Origin of the sequence: Phenylobacterium sp. (assembly GCF_041916435.1) — a bacterium.
Lineage (GTDB): Bacteria > Pseudomonadota > Alphaproteobacteria > Caulobacterales > Caulobacteraceae > Phenylobacterium.
The window spans coordinates 241,490-256,689 of sequence record NZ_JAYRZM010000007.1 but is presented as its reverse complement, the minus strand read 5'-3'; the positions used below and the strand labels follow the sequence as shown (position 1 = coordinate 256,689).

The window sequence follows — 15,200 nt, the reverse complement described above, 5'->3', positions numbered from 1 at the left end:
AACGGGGGGCGCGGCCGATAGAACGATGACCTACGAACAACGAATGACCACCGCCAGTGAACAGCTTATCCACGCCACGCGTGACCTCATTCTCAACCTGATGGAGCTCAGCCCGCTGGAGCTGGCGGTCAACTCCGCCCTCAGCCTGGGCGTCGTCGGCGTCGCGGTGTTGGCGGCCCACCTGGTCAGGGCGGCCCTGCGCCGCGCCGCGAGCGTCCTGCCCGGCCCCTCGGACGCCGAAAAACACGTGCGGACCCGTCGCGTGGCGCGCTTCACCGTCACCGTGTTCGACGGGGCGCTGGTGCTGGCGGCCGTCTATGTCGTCTGCCGGATCTGGGGCTTCGACGTCGGCGCCTGGATGTCGCGCGGACTGGGCGAGCGGCTGGTCCGCTCGCTGCTGCGCATCGCCTTCCTGATCGTCATCAGCTTCGCGGCGATGGAGATCGCCGGCCTGCTGATCAACCAGCTTGTGGGCCGGCTGCTGGAGAACGCCACCCGCCGCCGGCAGAAGGCCCAGCTCAACACCTTGGCGCCGCTGATGCGCGGCGTGGCCCAGACCGCGATCATCATCATCGGCGCCCTGATGGTGATGTCCGAGATCGGCGTTCAGATCGGCCCCCTGCTGGCCGGCGCCGGCGTGGTCGGCATCGCCGTCGGCTTCGGCGCCCAGACGCTGGTGAAGGACTTCATCACCGGCGTGTTCCTGCTGGCCGAGGACATCGTCGCCGTCGGCGACGTGGTCAACATCGGCGGCTTCGGCGGGCTGGTCGAGCAGATGACCTTGCGCACCATCCGCCTGCGCGACTTCGACGGCACCTTGCACGTCTTCCCGTACAGCGAGGCCCAGGTGGTGCACAACCTGACCAAGAGCTTCTCATACTACGTGTTCAACCTGCAGATCTCCTACGACTCCGACATCGACAAGGCGATCGAGGTGATGCGCGACACCGGGGCCAAGCTGATGGCCGACCCGGCCTATTCGGAGTTCATCATGGAGCCCATCGAGGTGGTGGGCGTGGACTCGCTGGCCGACAGCGGCGTGGTGATCAAGGCCCGGATCAAGACTCGGCCGATCCAGCAGTGGAACGTGGGCCGCGAGTACAACAAGCGCATCAAGCAGGCCTTCGACGCCAACGGGATCGAGATCCCCTACCCGCACCTCAAACTGGTCGCCGCGCCGGCGCCGCAGCCGCCGCCGACAACGCTATGAAGCGCCCCGTCCCGATCTCCGAGGCGGCGCGCGAGCGGGACGCCGACTGGCCGGGCCCAGACCGGATGGCCTTGTTCCTCGACGTGGACGGCACGCTCGCGCCGATCGAGACGCGGCCGCACGCCGTCGGCCCCGTGAGCGAGCGCAACGTCCTGCTCGGCGAGGTGGCCAGGCGGTTGCACGGGCGGGCGGCGATCGTCAGTGGACGAACCATTGCCGACGTCGACCGCATTCTCGACCACAGCATCACCGCGGTGGCCGGGGTGCACGGGCTGGAGCGGCGCACCGCGCTGGGCCGGCAGATGTCGTCGCCGGCCCACCCGGCCCTCGTCGAGGCCAAGCGCGCGCTGCAGGCCTTCGCCGCCGCCGACAGCGGCCTGGAGGTGGAGGACAAGGCGCTCAGCGTGGCCCTGCACTTTCGCCGCGCGCCGGGCGCGGCCGAGGCCGTGCGCGATCTGGCCGGCCGGCTGTCGGCCGCCACGGGCCTGTCGCGCCAGGACGGCGACTGCGTGATCGAACTGCGCACGCCCGGGCCGAGCAAGGGCGACGCGGTCGCCGCCTTCATGGCCGAGCCGCCGTTCGCGGGCGCGGCGCCGGTGTTCGTGGGCGACGACCTGACCGACGAGGACGCCTTCCGCGCGGCGGTCGAGGCCGGCGGCTTCGGCGTGCTCGTCGGCCCGCCACGCGACACCTGGGCCACCCACCGCCTGGCGAGCGTGGACGAGGTGCTGGCCTGGCTGCGGCGGCTGGCGCGCCGCGACGAGACGGAGGCCGCCGAATGAGCCGGCTGATCGTCATCTCCAACCGGGTGAACCCGCCCCTGGAGCAGGGCGGAGGCGCGGTGGGCGGCCTGGCGATGGCGCTCGCCGCGGCGCTTCGCGAATATTCCGGCGTCTGGTTCGGATGGAGCGGGCAGACCACCGACCACTACACCGGCCAGATCGCCATCCAGCGCGTCGGCGGGGTGACGGTGGCGACCGTCGACCTCGATGAGCAGGACCGGCTGGAATACTACAATGGCTACGCCAACAAGACGCTGTGGCCGCTGTTCCACTATCGCATCGACCTGACGGCCTACGAGCGCTCGTTCGACGCGGGCTATGCGCGGGTCAACCGCCGCTTCGCCGAGACGGTGCGCCCGCTGATCGAGCCGGACGACTTCGTCTGGGTGCACGACTATCACCTGATCCCGCTGGCCAACGAGTTGCGCAAGCTGGGCCTGCGCAACCGGATCGGCTTCTTCCTGCACATCCCCTGGCCGGCGCGGCGGCTGCTGACCACCCTGCCCAAGCACCGCGAGCTGGTGGAGGCCCTGTTCGCCTACGATCTGGTGGGCTTCCAGACCGAGGATTCGCTGACCGCCTTCGAGGACTATGTGATCAAGGAGGGCGGCGGCACGGTCGGCCCCACGCGCGTCGCCAAGGCCTTCGGCAAGACAACGCAGCTCGGCGCCTTCCCCATCGGCCTCGACGCCGACCACTTCGCCAAGGCCGCCGAAAGCCCGGAAGGCCAGCGCCAGCTCGCCCGCATGAAGGAAAGCCTGGCCGGCCGCCAGATGATCGTCGGGGTGGACCGGCTGGACTATTCCAAGGGGCTGGAGGAGCGCTTCCTCGCCTACGAGCAGTTCCTGGCCGACAACCCGGACCAGCGCGAGAAGGTGTTCCTGCTGCAGATCGCCACGCCGAGCCGCGACGAGGTGGAGGCCTACCAGGACATCCGCGGCCGCCTGGACGCCGTGGCGGGCCGCATCAACGGCGAGTTCGCCAGCGTCGACTGGGTGCCGATCCGCTACGTCAATCGCACCTACCGCCGCGACGAGCTCGCCGGCATCTACCGGGCGGCGCGGATCGGCTTGGTCACGCCGCTGCGCGACGGGATGAACCTGGTGGCCAAGGAATACGTGGCCGCGCAGGATCCGGACGATCCGGGCGTGCTGATCCTGTCGAAGTTCGCCGGCGCCGCCGCCCAGCTCTCCGAAGCGCTGATCGTCAACCCGTTCGGGCGCGAGGACGTGTCGGAGGCGATCCGCAAGGGCCTGGCCATGACCCGCGAAGAGCGTCTGGCCCGCTGGCGGCCGCTGATGGACAACGTGACCACTCAGGACGTCACGGCCTGGCGCGACGGCTTCGTGGCGGCCCTGCGCGCGACCGGCGCGCCCTCCGAACAGCAGGTTGCGGGCTGAGCGCCGGCGCCAGGGGCGCGGCGTGACGTCGAAATCCCGAAGCGGTCAGGCGCCCAGCGCCTCGGCGCCATAGCGGAAGTGACCGATCAGGCGGCCGCCACGGTCGTGCACCTCGACCTCCGCGGCCTCTCCATTGCGCGATATGCGCTCCGCCAGCTCCCTCGCCTTCTGCTCCGCGCGCCCGCCGCCAAGGAACATCAGCGGCATGCCGCCGGGCGTCTGATCAACCACCCAACCGCCGGGAACCGGCTTGACGGTGATGGTCTTCATCGCTGGGCTCCTCCTGTTATCCTCACGCGACGTGAGGAGCGTGATAAGCGCGTTCGGCGACAATCAATCCCCGGCGCGACGTCACAACGATTACATCTCGGTGATCGCCGTTCTCCGGGCGGACAACGGCGCGGAATGCACGCTTGGCGGGCTCCTAGGAGGGCACGGGCGCGAAGAGGCCGGCATAGGTCTCGCGCAGGCGATTCTTCTGCACCTTGCCCATGGTGTTGCGCGGCAGCTCGGTGACGAAAACAACCTTCTTGGGCGCTTTGAAGGCGGCCAGGCGTTCGCGCGCGCCGGAAATGATCGACGCCTCGTCGCTCCGCCCCACGACGATGGCGACCACCGCCTCGCCGAAGTCGGGATGCGGCGCGCCGATCACGGCGCTCTCCACAACCCCGGCCAGCTCGTCGAGGATCAGCTCCACCTCCTTGGGATAGACGTTGAAGCCGCCCGAGATGATCAGGTCCTTGGCCCGGCCGGAGATCCATACGCGGCCGTCGGCGTCGACCCGCCCCACGTCGCCTGTGATGAAATAGCCGTCGGCGGTGAACTCCTCGGCGGTCTTCTCGGGCATGCGCCAATAGCCGGAGAAGACGCTGGGCCCCTTGATCTCCAGCACGCCCACCTCGGCGCCGCCGCCGACGCGCAGGCTGACGCCCGGCAAGGGAAAGCCCACGCTGCCCGGCACGCGCGCGCCGTGCAGCGGATTGGTGGTGATGATCGCGGCCTCGCTCATGCCGTAGCGCTCGAGGATCCGCTGGCCGGTGCGGGCCTCGAACTCGGCGAAGGTCGATTCCAGCAACGGCGCGGAGCCCGAGATGAACAGGCGCATCCCACCGGCCGCTTCCCGCGTGAAGGCCGGATCGGCCAGCAGGCGCACGTAGAAGGTCGGCACGCCCATCATCACGGTGGCGCGCGGCAGGGCGGCGATCACCTTGGCCTCGTCGAATTTATCCAACCACAGCATCGGCCCGCCCGACAGCAGCGAACAGTGGAGCGCGACGAACAGGCCGTGGACATGGAAGATCGGCAGGGCGTGCAGCAGCACGTCCTCGTGCGTGAAGCCCCAGGCTTCGTGCAGGGCCAGGGCGTTGGCGGCCAGATTGCCGTGGCTCAGCATCGCGCCCTTGGAGCGGCCCGTCGTGCCGCTGGTGTAGAGGATGGCCGCCAGGTCCGAGGCCGCGCGCGGCGTGATCTCGGCGAGCGACTCGAGCGCCTGCGCCTCGTCGGCGATCTCCGCGGCGTCGCGCACGAAGAGGACCGGCTCGGCGTCGTTCAGGAAGTATTCGATCTCGGCGGCGGTATAGGCGGTGTTGAGCGGCAGGAAGGCCGCGCCGACCTGCAAGGTCGCCAGGTAGAGCATCACCATCTGCGGGCTCTTGGGCGCCTGCACGGCGATCCGGTCGCCCGGCTTCACGCCCTTGGCGCGCAACAGCGCCGCGATCCGGCCGGTCCCGGCCTCGAGCTCGCCATAGCTGATCGCCGGCCCTTCCGGCGGCACGAAGCAGGGTTCGGACCGGTCGGCCGGGAAGCGCGAGGCGAAGAGCGCGTAGAGGTTCTCGGACATCGAGGCTCCAGGGTGCGGGCGCGAACCGCGCCGGATGGATCAGGCTTCAGGCGGCCGCGGACCGGGCGCACGCTCCGAACGGCGGCGAAGTCACGCGACGAGACTGCGCGACGACTGGGCGGACGGGCGCGACGGCTCGTCCGGATCGAGGTCCATCAGCCTGGCCAGGCGGCTCCTGGCGCGGTTGACGCGGCTCTTCATCGTGCCCACGGCGCAGCCGCAGATCTCGGCGGCCTCCTGGTAGCTCAGGCCCGAGGAGACCACGAGCAGCAGGGCGTCGCGCGCCTCCGGGCTCAACTGACGCAGGGCGCGCAGGAGCTCGCCATACTGCACGCGCCACTCCTGCTCCGGCGTGCAGGACAGGGTCGCGGCCCAGCGGCCGTCCACGTCCTCGACGGTGTCCTTGCGCTTGGCGGCGTGGGTGTAGAAGGCGTTGCGCACGATGCGGTAGAGCCACGCCCGCAGGTTCGTGCCCATCTGATACCCGTCGCGGAAGCGCCAGGCGCGCATCAAGGCTTCCTGCACGATGTCGTCCGCCTCGGCGCTGGAGCCGGCCAGACTCATCGCATAGGCGCGCAGCCTCGGAATCAATGCAACGACCTGGTCCTGGAACGCGTCTTTCATCGACCGCACCATCCTAAAGCGCAGCGAGCGAGTCTTTCGCTCACCTGATCCGCCGCGCCGCCGCCCCCTGAAAACGGACGACCTCAGGTTGGCGTTAAGAATTTACGCCAACCGTGATTGCGAGTGAGTCTAGAGTCGCGGCAGTTGCGCATCAAGCGCAACTTTTCGACATCTTCGCCTCGGGCGGCGAAAACATCGAAAGACGGGCGCCGGGGTCAAGCTTGCGATCCGTTTACTTTTAGCGCGCGAGCGAAAGCACGGTCAGCTTTCGGCCATGATCCCCGGGGCGTCGTGTACTCCATGCCTGCCAGCGCCGGGCTGGCGGCGGCCGCGTCGAAGCCCTGCAGGATCGCGGCGAAACGCGTCTCCACCAGGCCGCGCATGTCCGGATGGGTGAAGATGTAGCGCTCCCCGGCGAGCAGCGCCTCCAGGACGCGCGCGCCGACCCGCTCCGGATCGATCCCCGAAGCCACGAACGAGGCGCCGGTGACGGATTCACCCGACGCCTCGGGCCCGCCGAAGCGCGTCTGGCGGGTGCGCCGGCTCTGGTCGATCCTGGTCTTCACGAAGCCCGGACAAAGCACGCTGACCGAGATGCCTTCCGGCGCGAGCTGGGCCGCCCAGCCCTCGCTCATCGCGACCACGGCGAACTTGGTGGCCGAATAGGGCTCCATGCCGGGCGCCGAGATCATTCCGGCCATGGAGGCGGTGTTGATGATGGCGCCGCCCTCGCCGTGCGCGCGCAGGTGCGGCAGGAAGGCGTCGACGCCGTAGACCACGCCCATCAGGTTGACGGACAAGATCCAGTCCCAGTCGGCGGGCTTCACCTCGCCCACCAAGCCGCCCGCGCCGACGCCGGCGTTGTTGCAGAGCACGTGGACCTTGCCGAAGCGCGCGACCGTCTCGGCCGCGGCCTGGACCACCGAGGCCCGCTCGGAGACGTCGCAGGGCACGCCCGCCGCTGTCACCTGCATGGCCTCCAGTTCGGCGACCGCCGCCGCCAGCGGCTCCGGCTCGATGTCAGCCAGCATGACGTTCATGCCCGCGCGGCCGAAGGCCCGGGCCATGGCCAAGCCGATCCCGCTGGCTCCGCCGGTGATGAAGGCGGTCTTGCCGCGCACGTCCTGCATGAAACTCTCCTCCCGCGGGGCCCTGACGCCCTCGCCCCGCACCATGGCCGATGAAGGCGGCGCCCGTCGACCGTCTGCTTGGGCCGCCGCGCCGAAGGGCGGCGCGGAACCCGCCGGCGCAAGCCGATACCCGCGCTACGTGTGTCAGGTCTTGTTAGGCATGACGATTCACCACCCGGCAGCAACTGGTTGGCATGCTGCGCAAGACTTTTCCGGAACCCGTGCAGCAGCAGATGAGTTGGCCTCGGCTATTTGGCGCGCGCTTGCGCCTTCCGCTGATAAGCTACCGCGGCAAGATCATCGCCGTGGCCGCGACCGCCGCGGCCCTGCCCTTCGCCGTGCTGTTCACCCTCGCACGCGGGGCTCCGGCGCTGAATCTGGGGCCGGTGGTGGTCGCCGCCCTGGCGGGCGCGATCCTGGCGCTCCTCGCCCTGACCCATCTGCTGCGCCCGGTGGCGGTGACGGCCGCGACCCTGCGGGGCTGCGCGGGCGACGATGCGGGCGGCGCGCCGATCAAGGACGAGGCCCACCGCATGGTGGCCGACGTGCGCGCGGTCGCCGTCAAGCTCGACACCCTGCGCCACCGGCTCAGCAACCGCCACGGCGTCAGCCGCCTGCCGACCCGCGAACCCTTTTTCGCCGAGGTGGCCGACGACATGGCCGCCGGCGTCGGCCAGATCGTGATGGGCGTGATCCGCTTCATCGACTACGACCGGCTGGCGGCCTTCGACCAGGCCGCGGCCGACCGCGCCCTGGCCGCCTTCTCCCAACGCCTGGAGACCGCGGTGGCGCGCAGCCGCCCGCTCGCCCAGGTGGACCGCGACTGCTTCGCCGTGTGGTTCCGCGGCGTCGCCTCCCCGGAAACCGCCGCCGGCGAACTGCAGGCCATGGCCTATGTGCTGCAGCAGGAGCTGGGCGGCGGCGAGCTGAAGATCACGCCGCATGTCGGACTGGGTGCGGCGGTCTATCCGCGGGACGGCGGCGAGCCGCATACGCTGCTCACCCGCGCCATCGCGGCCCTGCCCAAGGCCGAACGCGCCACGTCGGGCAAGCTGGCCTTCTTCTCGGCCCAGTCGACCGAGGAGGCCAAACAGCGCTTCGCCCTGGAGCAGGACCTGCGCCAGGCGATCCGCCGCGACCAGTTCCTCCTGCACTTCCAGCCGGTGGTGGACCTCGCCGCCCGCCGCGTGGTGGGCGCCGAGGCGCTGCTGCGCTGGCGCCACCCCGAGCTCGGACTGGTGCCGCCCGCCCACTTCATCCCGGTGCTCGAACAGTCGTCGATGATGGACGAGGTGGGCCTTTGGGTGCTCAACACCGCCTGCCGCGAGGCCCGCGCCTGGCAGGACCAGGGGCTGGAGGACCTGAAGATGGCGGTCAACCTGTCGGCCCGCCAGTTCCACGACCCGGCGCTCAACGCGATGATCCTGCGCACCCTGGAACGGCACGGCCTGCCGCCGCAGGCCCTGGAGCTGGAGCTGACGGAGACCGCCGCCATGGAGGACGCCGAGCGCACGCGCGAGCTGTTCGGCGACCTGCGCAGCCTTGGCGTCAGCGTGGCCATCGACGACTTCGGCGCGGGCTACTCGAGCCTGAGCTATCTGAAGAACCTGCCCTTCACCAAGCTGAAGATCGACCGGGAGTTCGTGACCCAGATCGACCAGCGCGCCGACAGCCGGGCCATTTGCAAGGCGCTCGTCGAACTTGGCCGCGGATTGGACATCGCAGTGCTGGCGGAAGGCGTCGAAACACGCGATGAAGTGGAGACGCTCCGCAATCTCGGTTGCAGCATGTTCCAGGGCTACTTCTTCTCCAGGCCGCTCGCCGCCGACGAGTTCGTTCAGCTCGTGAACGACCCCGATTGGCTGACCCTGCTGGCCTCGCCGGTGCATCGCGAACGGGCCGACCTGTCACGCCGCGTGGCGGGATGATCCACCGCCAGGCCCCGCAGCGCCTGAGCCGCATGTGCGCCGCGCCGTCCGCGGCGCTGCTCCTGATGCTCGGCCTGAGCGCCTGCACCAACCTGCCGACGCCCAAGCCGCACGCCAGCAAGCCCGCGCCCCTGAAGCCGACGCCCGGCCTCAGCGTGCAGCAGCGCATCGGCAAGGCCGTCGAGCTGCTCGGACAAGGCGAGGCGCCCCAGGCGCGCGTCGAACTGGTGCAGGCGCTGGCCGACGAGCCGGGCCAGCCGGCCGCGCGCAACCTGCTGGGGCAGATCGACGTCGATCCCAAGACCCTGCTGGGCGACAAGAGCTACGCCTACACGGTCAAGCAGGGCGACACGCTCTACAGCCTCGCCGACCGCCTCTTGGGCGACAAGCTGAAGTTCTACGGCTTGGCCCGCTACAACGGCATGGACAAGCCCGAGGAGCTGGCCGTCGGCCGCGTGCTGCAGATCCCGGGGGTCGAGAAGAAGGCCGCGCCGCCGCCCCCGCCGCCTCCGCCGCCGCGAAAGCCCGCCCCCGCGCCTGCGCCGGCGCAGCCCGTCAAGCCGCCCCCCGCGTCTCCCGCCGACCAGGCCCGCGCGCGCCAGCTCCGCGCCACGGCGCTGCGGAACATGAACAGCGGCGCGATCGACGCCGCCGTCGACCTGCTGCGCGAGGCGCTGCAGCTCGACCCCGGGAGCCACCCGATCCAGAACGACCTGGTGCGCGCGCTGCGCATCCAGGCGACGCTGCGCGCACGCCCCTGACCGCCGGTTTCGCGCCCGCTGCGGGCGCTCGCTTTGTCTTAACCTCATTCATCTAGCCTGGGGCAATCGGCCGCAGGCGGCCGTGGCCGAGGTCGTCGCGACGCGGCAGGAGGAGAGGCAGTGCTTAAGCTTGTCGGACGCTACGAGTTGCAGGAGCTCATCGGCGAAGGCGCCATGGCCGACGTCTACCGCGCCTACGACCCGAGCATTAATCGCGTCCTGGCGATCAAGGTCCTGAAGGGCGAGTTCCGGCAGAACCACGAGTGCGCGACGCGCTTCCTGCGCGAGGCCAAGGCGGCGGGCGCCCTGTCTCACCCGAACATCGTGACGATCTACGATGTCGGCGAGGCCGACGGCTATCCCTACATCGTCATGGAGATGCTCGAGGGCGAACCGCTCGACCGCATCATCAACGCCGGCGAGGCCCTGCCGCCCGACGACGTGATGGCCATCGGCGCTCAGCTCGGCGAGGCGCTGCACTATGCGCACGCCCAGGGCGTGATCCACCGCGACATCAAGCCGTCCAACATCGTCGTCGGCAAGGACGGGCGCACCATCAAGATCCTGGACTTCGGCATCGCCCGCGTGAGCGAGGCCGACAGCCTGCGCATGGAGGCCGAGACCCTGAAGACCCAGGTGGGCCAGGTGATCGGCACGCCGCGCTACATGAGCCCCGAACAGGCGCTCGGCGGCGAGATCGACGGACGCTCCGACCTCTTCTCCGTGGGCGTGGTGCTCTATGAGCTGACCACGGGCTGCAAGGCCTTTTCCGCCTCGAACCCCGGCACGCTGGCCCTGCAGATCACCCAGCAGGACCCGACGCCGATCGACCAACTGGCGCCTGGCGCGCCGCGCGGGCTGCAGTACATCATCGAAAAGCTGATGGCGAAGCGGGCCGACCGCCGCTTCGCCGACGGCGCCCAGCTCGCCGAGGCGCTGCACCGCGAGCAGGCGGCCTACGCCGCCGCCGTGGCCGAGACCGACGGCAAGGCCCGCGCCCTGCCGCTGCAACTGCGCCTGACCCTGGTGATGGCCTCGATCACGGCCCTGGTGCTGTTCTTCAGCATCGGCGGGGTGCTGAAGCGGCAGAACGAGGCCATGCAGCACATGGCCCTGACCTCCGGCTCGGCGATCGCCTCGTTCGTCGCCAGCAACGCCTCGCTGCGGGCCGTCGAGAACGCGGCCCTGCCGCCGGAGGAACGCGACTGGCTTCCGGTGGAAGCCTTCATCGCCGCAGCCTCCAGCGACCCCAACGTCCAGCAGCTCACGGTCGTCGACGCCGACGGGATCATCCGCGCGGCGAGCGATCCGGCCCGCATCGGCCTCCCCTACAAGGCGCCTGCGGGCGAACCGCTGGTGCAGACCGAGGGCGCGCTGAAGATCACCCAGACGCGCAACGCCAAGGGCGTGGAGGGCTTCCGCTTCGTGCGGCCGATCACCTATGCCGGCCGTGCGTTCGGGGCGGTGGACGTGAGCGTCAACAAGACCGAGCTGGCTCAGGCCGCGCGCCTGTCGCGCCTTCTGCTCATCGGCCTTGGCCTGGTGACCCTGGGCGCGGTGATCGCGGTCAGCTTCACCATGGCCCGCCTGCTGGCCCGTCCGATCCGCCGGCTCAAGGCGGCCCTCGACGACGCGGCGGACGGCGACCTGGACTTCCGCATCACCCACCACCGCACCGACGAGTTCGGCGAGCTGTTCGACAGCTTCAACCGCTTCACCGCCCAGGTGCAGGAGCGCCTGGAAGTGGCCGAGGCCCGAGCCCGGGAGATGCCGATGGCCCCGCCCCGCCGCGCGCCGCAGCCGCGCAAGGCCCCTGGTCCGGCGCCGGTCGCGGCGGCCGATCCGTTCGCCACACCTGACGACGATCTCGATTCCACCCGCCTGGACGCCACGCCGCAGCCGGCGATGGCGGCGCGCCGCTGACGAACGCCGATGGTCACCCTCAGACTCTTCCACCAGTCCGATCCGTTCCGTCAGATCGAGGCGCGCGCGTTCGACGGCGGCGAACTGACGATCGGCCGCGACGCGGCGGCCGACTGGATCATTCCCGACCCCGACAAGTCGGTCTCGCGCCTGCATTGCGTGCTGGCCGACAAGCAGGGTCGGCTGTCGCTTCGGGACACCAGCTCCAACGGCGTGTTCGTGGGCAATGAGCGTCGGCGCCTGCAACCGCTGGAGCCCGCGCCGGTGGAGCTTGGCGAGACGTTCCGCCTCGGCGGCTACCTGATCGTGATCGACCCCGGAAACGATGAGCGGGCCGGCTTCGACGCCCCGTTCTGCGAGCCCATGCTCAAGCCGATGTCGGTGACGAGCGACGCCCTGTCCGTGCCCACCGACTGGGCCGACGCCGACGCGCCGGAGGCCGCGGCCCGGCCGCCGGCCGACGGCTCGCTTCTCGAGGCGTTCTGCGAGGGCGCCAAGCTGGACGCCTCGGCGTTCTCCGGCGAGGAACCGGCCCAGGTGATGCGGCGGCTGGGGGCGGTCTACCAGCAGATGGTGCTGGGGCTCGGCGACCTGATGAGCGAGCGCACGACGCTCAAGACCGAATACCGCATGACCCGCACGACCGTGCGCGCGGAGGGCAACAATCCGTTCAAGTGGGCGCCCGCCCATCGGGTGGCGGTGGACCTGCTGCATGCGCGCGACGACGGCTTCCTGTCCGGGCCGGCGGCGGTGAAGTCGAGCTTCGAGGACCTGAAGAAGCACCTGTTGTGCATCCTGGCCGGCCTGCGCGCCGCCCTGGGCGCGACGCTGGAGAGCCTGGATCCCGACCTCATCGAGGAGTCGCTGAAGGGACGCGCCTTCGTGCTGCAGGGCCGCGCCGCGGCCGCCTGGGGCGAGTACCTGAAGCTCTACGACGAAGTGCGCCAGCAGGCCGACAACGATCCCGACAGCCCCGTGAGCCGCGCGTTCCGCGCCGCCTATGAGCAGCAGCTCAAGGCGCTGGACGCGATGGGCCCGGCGGCGTGAGCGTCCGGGCCGCCGTGAAGCCGCCGTCCATCGACGCGACGCCGGCGCCGAGCCCCCGCCGCGGATCCATTGGCCTGCGCTCTGTGGGGCGCAGCCACGTGGGCGTGGTGCGCACTTTGAATGAGGACCGCTACCTGGAGCGGCCGGACATCCGGCTGTGGGCCGTGGCCGACGGCATGGGCGGGCACGAGGCGGGCGACGTGGCCGCCGACCTGATCATCGAATCCCTGGCGCAGATCTCGCCGCCGCAGTCCGGCTACGGCTTTCTGAACGCGGTCTGCGATGGCCTGCAGGCGGTGAATCACGAACTCCTGGAGCGCGCCGCGGCCCTGTCCTACGGCGCGCTGATCGGCTCCACCGTGGCGGCCCTGCTGGTGTACGACGACCACTACGCCTGCGTCTGGGCCGGCGACAGCCGCATCTACGTGCTGCGCGACGGCAAGCTCATCCAGCTCACCCACGACCACAGCGCCGTCCAGGAGATGGTCGACACCGGCCTGCTGACGCCCGAGCAGGCGCATGGCCACGCCCGATCCAACATCGTCACCCGGGCGGTGGGCGCCGGCGATCCGCTGGAGCTGGACGTGCGGCACGCCGCGATCGAGCCGGGAGACGTTTTCCTCATCTGCTCGGACGGCCTGACCGGCACGGTGACCGACGACGAGATCCGCCGCGTGCTCACGGCCATGCCGCCGGAGCGAGCCGCCGACGGCCTGATCGCCCTGACCCTGGACCGGGGCGCGAGGGACAACGTCACCCTGGTGCTGATCTCGGCCGAGGCCTGATCCGGCGCAATCGCGCATAGGCGCTGACGCCCGGCGCTGCTAATCCGGGCGCATCTTTGAAACCAGCGCCCCGGTCCGCCATGTCCCAGCACGCCGTACCCGCCCGACTGAACCGGTCACAGCTCGCCGTTCCCGGCTCCTCGCCGCGCTTCATCGAGAAGGCCGCCACCAGCGCGGCCGACGTGGTGTTCCTGGACCTGGAAGACGCCGTGGCGCCGCCCGACAAGCCCGCCGCGCGCAAGACCGTGATCGAGGCCACGCGCGACGTGGACTGGGGCGAGCGCACGCTTTCGGTGCGGATCAACGCGCCGGACACGCCCTTCATGTACCGCGACCTGGTGGATGTGGCCGAGGGCGCGGGCGAGCGGCTGGACCTGATCCTGGTCCCCAAGATCAACAGCGCCGCCGACGTGCACATGCTGGACGTGCTGCTCACCCAGATCGAGGCGGCGACCGGCCGCAAGAAGCGCCTGGGCCTGGAGCTGCAGATCGAGACCGCCGAGGGCCTGGTGAACGCCGACGCGATCGCCCGCGCGAGCTCCAGGGTGGAGAGCCTGCACTTCGGCCCCGGAGACTTCGCCGCCTCGGTCGGTGCGCGCACCACCACCATCGGCGGCGCCGTGCCGGACTATTCGGTGCTGGCCGACGCCGATTCCGAGGGCCTGCGCGCCCTCTACATGGGCGATCCCTGGCACTATGTGCTGGCCCGGATCGTCGTGGCCTGCCGCGCGGCGGGCGTGCGCCCGATCGACGGCCCCTACGCCGACTTCAAGGACCCGCTCGGCCTGGAGTGGAGCGCCAAGCGCGCCGCCGCCCTGGGGTTCGACGGCAAGTGGGCCATCCATCCCAGCCAGATCGAGGCGCTGAACGAGGTGTTCAGCCCGCGCCCCGACGAGGTGTTGCAGGCCCAGCGCATCCTCGCCGCCCTGGCCGAGGCCGAAACCGCCGGCCGGGGCGCCGTGGTGCTGGACGGCAAGATGATCGACGCCGCCTCGATCCGCCAGGCGCAGGGGCTGGTGGAAAAGGCCCGCCGCGTGGGCGCGGCCTAGACCGCCTCAGGCCTTCCCCAGCTTCTTCAGCAGCGGATTGGGCTCCGGCTCGGCGACCTTGGTCAGGGTGTTGCGATCGCGGTGGCGGAACGGCGCCTCGAGGCCGCGCACCGTCAGCATCGTGTCGGACAGATAGCTCCAGGTGCCGTCGTCGTTGAACGTGACCTCCAGGCGGTAGGAGTCCGTGCGGAAGGCGTATTCCAGGAAGGCGGTCGAGCAGATGCCGTATTCCGTGCCGCCGCGCTCGGCGCTGACGACCAGGGACTTGCCGTCCGCGGCCGCCCGGCCGCCGGCCAGCGCGGTCTGCCCGCGCGGAATGGTCAGCGACTGCATCACCAGGCCCGTGGCCGGCTCCCACAGCCAGTAGCCCACCTGGTCGTGGAAGGTGTTGTCCTCGTCCGTGGCCAGGATGTGGATGTGGTAGCGCAGCCCGTAGAAGAGCTGCGGCCCGTTCGCCTGCGGATCGATCGGCTGCATGTCGATCCGCTCGATGTATTCGCGGCGCTCCGGCCCCTCGGCCTTGGGATTGATGTCGACGCCCTTTCGTCCCTCCCAGACGCCCGCCAGCGGCCGCAGGGGCCCGAGGTTGGCCAGGGTGTCGGGGTCGACATCTTCCTGCTCGGTGTAGATGTCGTCGGGAAAGGGATTCATCGGCGTCCTCAACAGCTTGGTGCGGCTTCAAGCGTTGCCTGCCGGCGGCGGGGTTGGTCAAGAGGCCCGA

The 15,200-nt window shown here is 70.3% G+C and carries 14 protein-coding genes; 9 read left to right on the top strand and 5 right to left on the bottom strand.

Annotated features, from left to right (window positions below):
- Positions 1-43 precede the first annotated feature (43 nt).
- Genes ACE3TA_RS20565 through otsA form a run of 3 tightly spaced genes read left to right on the top strand, consistent with a single transcriptional unit; the run spans position 44 to position 3,392 of the window.
- Positions 44-1,210: a mechanosensitive ion channel family protein gene (locus tag ACE3TA_RS20565; protein ID WP_374576209.1), complete on the top strand. Its 1,167-nt coding sequence runs from the start codon at positions 44-46 to the stop codon at positions 1,208-1,210.
- Entirely contained in the window at positions 1,207-1,992 is a 786-nt protein-coding gene (otsB, locus tag ACE3TA_RS20560) for a trehalose-phosphatase (RefSeq protein ID WP_374576208.1), read from the top strand. The genes ACE3TA_RS20565 and otsB overlap by 4 nt, the downstream gene beginning before the upstream one ends.
- Entirely contained in the window at positions 1,989-3,392 is a 1,404-nt protein-coding gene (gene otsA / locus ACE3TA_RS20555; protein ID WP_374576207.1) for an alpha,alpha-trehalose-phosphate synthase (UDP-forming), read from the top strand. Before otsB ends, otsA begins: the two co-directional genes overlap by 4 nt.
- Positions 3,393-3,437: 45 nt before the next feature.
- On the opposite strand, the gene ACE3TA_RS20550 is transcribed toward otsA, so the two are convergent.
- From ACE3TA_RS20550 to ACE3TA_RS20535, 4 genes are all read right to left on the bottom strand, one after another.
- Positions 3,438-3,662, bottom strand: coding sequence for a hypothetical protein (locus tag ACE3TA_RS20550; protein ID WP_374576206.1), 225 nt, complete (start codon positions 3,660-3,662; stop codon positions 3,438-3,440).
- 154 nt (positions 3,663-3,816) lie between these two features.
- Positions 3,817-5,232 carry an AMP-binding protein gene (locus ACE3TA_RS20545; RefSeq protein ID WP_374576205.1) on the bottom strand — a complete coding sequence of 472 codons (1,416 nt, stop codon included), beginning with the start codon at positions 5,230-5,232 and terminating at the stop codon, positions 3,817-3,819.
- A 90-nt stretch (positions 5,233-5,322) separates the two neighbouring features.
- Entirely contained in the window at positions 5,323-5,856 is a 534-nt protein-coding gene (locus ACE3TA_RS20540) for a sigma-70 family RNA polymerase sigma factor (RefSeq protein WP_374576204.1), read from the bottom strand.
- Between the two features lie 215 nt (positions 5,857-6,071).
- Positions 6,072-6,986 carry an SDR family NAD(P)-dependent oxidoreductase gene (locus tag ACE3TA_RS20535; RefSeq protein WP_374576203.1) on the bottom strand — a complete coding sequence of 305 codons (915 nt, stop codon included), beginning with the start codon at positions 6,984-6,986 and terminating at the stop codon, positions 6,072-6,074.
- A gap of 263 nt (positions 6,987-7,249) precedes the next feature.
- Here ACE3TA_RS20535 and ACE3TA_RS20530 point away from each other — a divergent pair, with 263 nt between their 5' ends.
- The 6 genes from ACE3TA_RS20530 (at position 7,250) to ACE3TA_RS20505 (ending at position 14,479) form a co-directional block, all read left to right on the top strand.
- Complete coding sequence (locus ACE3TA_RS20530; protein WP_374576202.1) at positions 7,250-8,914, top strand: putative bifunctional diguanylate cyclase/phosphodiesterase; 1,665 nt, start codon at positions 7,250-7,252, stop codon at positions 8,912-8,914.
- Entirely contained in the window at positions 8,911-9,675 is a 765-nt protein-coding gene (locus tag ACE3TA_RS20525; protein WP_374576201.1) for a LysM peptidoglycan-binding domain-containing protein, read from the top strand. Before ACE3TA_RS20530 ends, ACE3TA_RS20525 begins: the two co-directional genes overlap by 4 nt.
- A 120-nt stretch (positions 9,676-9,795) precedes the next feature.
- Positions 9,796-11,598, top strand: a complete 1,803-nt coding sequence (locus ACE3TA_RS20520; RefSeq protein ID WP_374576200.1) for a protein kinase — start codon at positions 9,796-9,798, stop codon at positions 11,596-11,598.
- 9 nt (positions 11,599-11,607) lie between these two features.
- A complete protein-coding gene (gene tagH, locus ACE3TA_RS20515) occupies positions 11,608-12,645 on the top strand; it encodes a type VI secretion system-associated FHA domain protein TagH (protein WP_374576199.1) in 1,038 nt (345 codons plus the stop codon).
- Complete coding sequence (locus ACE3TA_RS20510) at positions 12,642-13,430, top strand: PP2C family serine/threonine-protein phosphatase (RefSeq protein ID WP_374576198.1); 789 nt, start codon at positions 12,642-12,644, stop codon at positions 13,428-13,430. Before tagH ends, ACE3TA_RS20510 begins: the two co-directional genes overlap by 4 nt.
- Positions 13,431-13,510: 80 nt before the next feature.
- On the top strand, positions 13,511-14,479 hold the full coding sequence (locus tag ACE3TA_RS20505) for a CoA ester lyase (protein WP_374576197.1): 969 nt from the start codon (positions 13,511-13,513) through the stop codon (positions 14,477-14,479).
- A gap of 6 nt (positions 14,480-14,485) precedes the next feature.
- Here the strand turns inward: ACE3TA_RS20505 and ACE3TA_RS20500 are convergent, their stop codons facing one another.
- Positions 14,486-15,130 carry an FABP family protein gene (locus ACE3TA_RS20500; protein WP_374576196.1) on the bottom strand — a complete coding sequence of 215 codons (645 nt, stop codon included), beginning with the start codon at positions 15,128-15,130 and terminating at the stop codon, positions 14,486-14,488.
- Between the last annotated feature and the right edge of the window lie 70 nt (positions 15,131-15,200).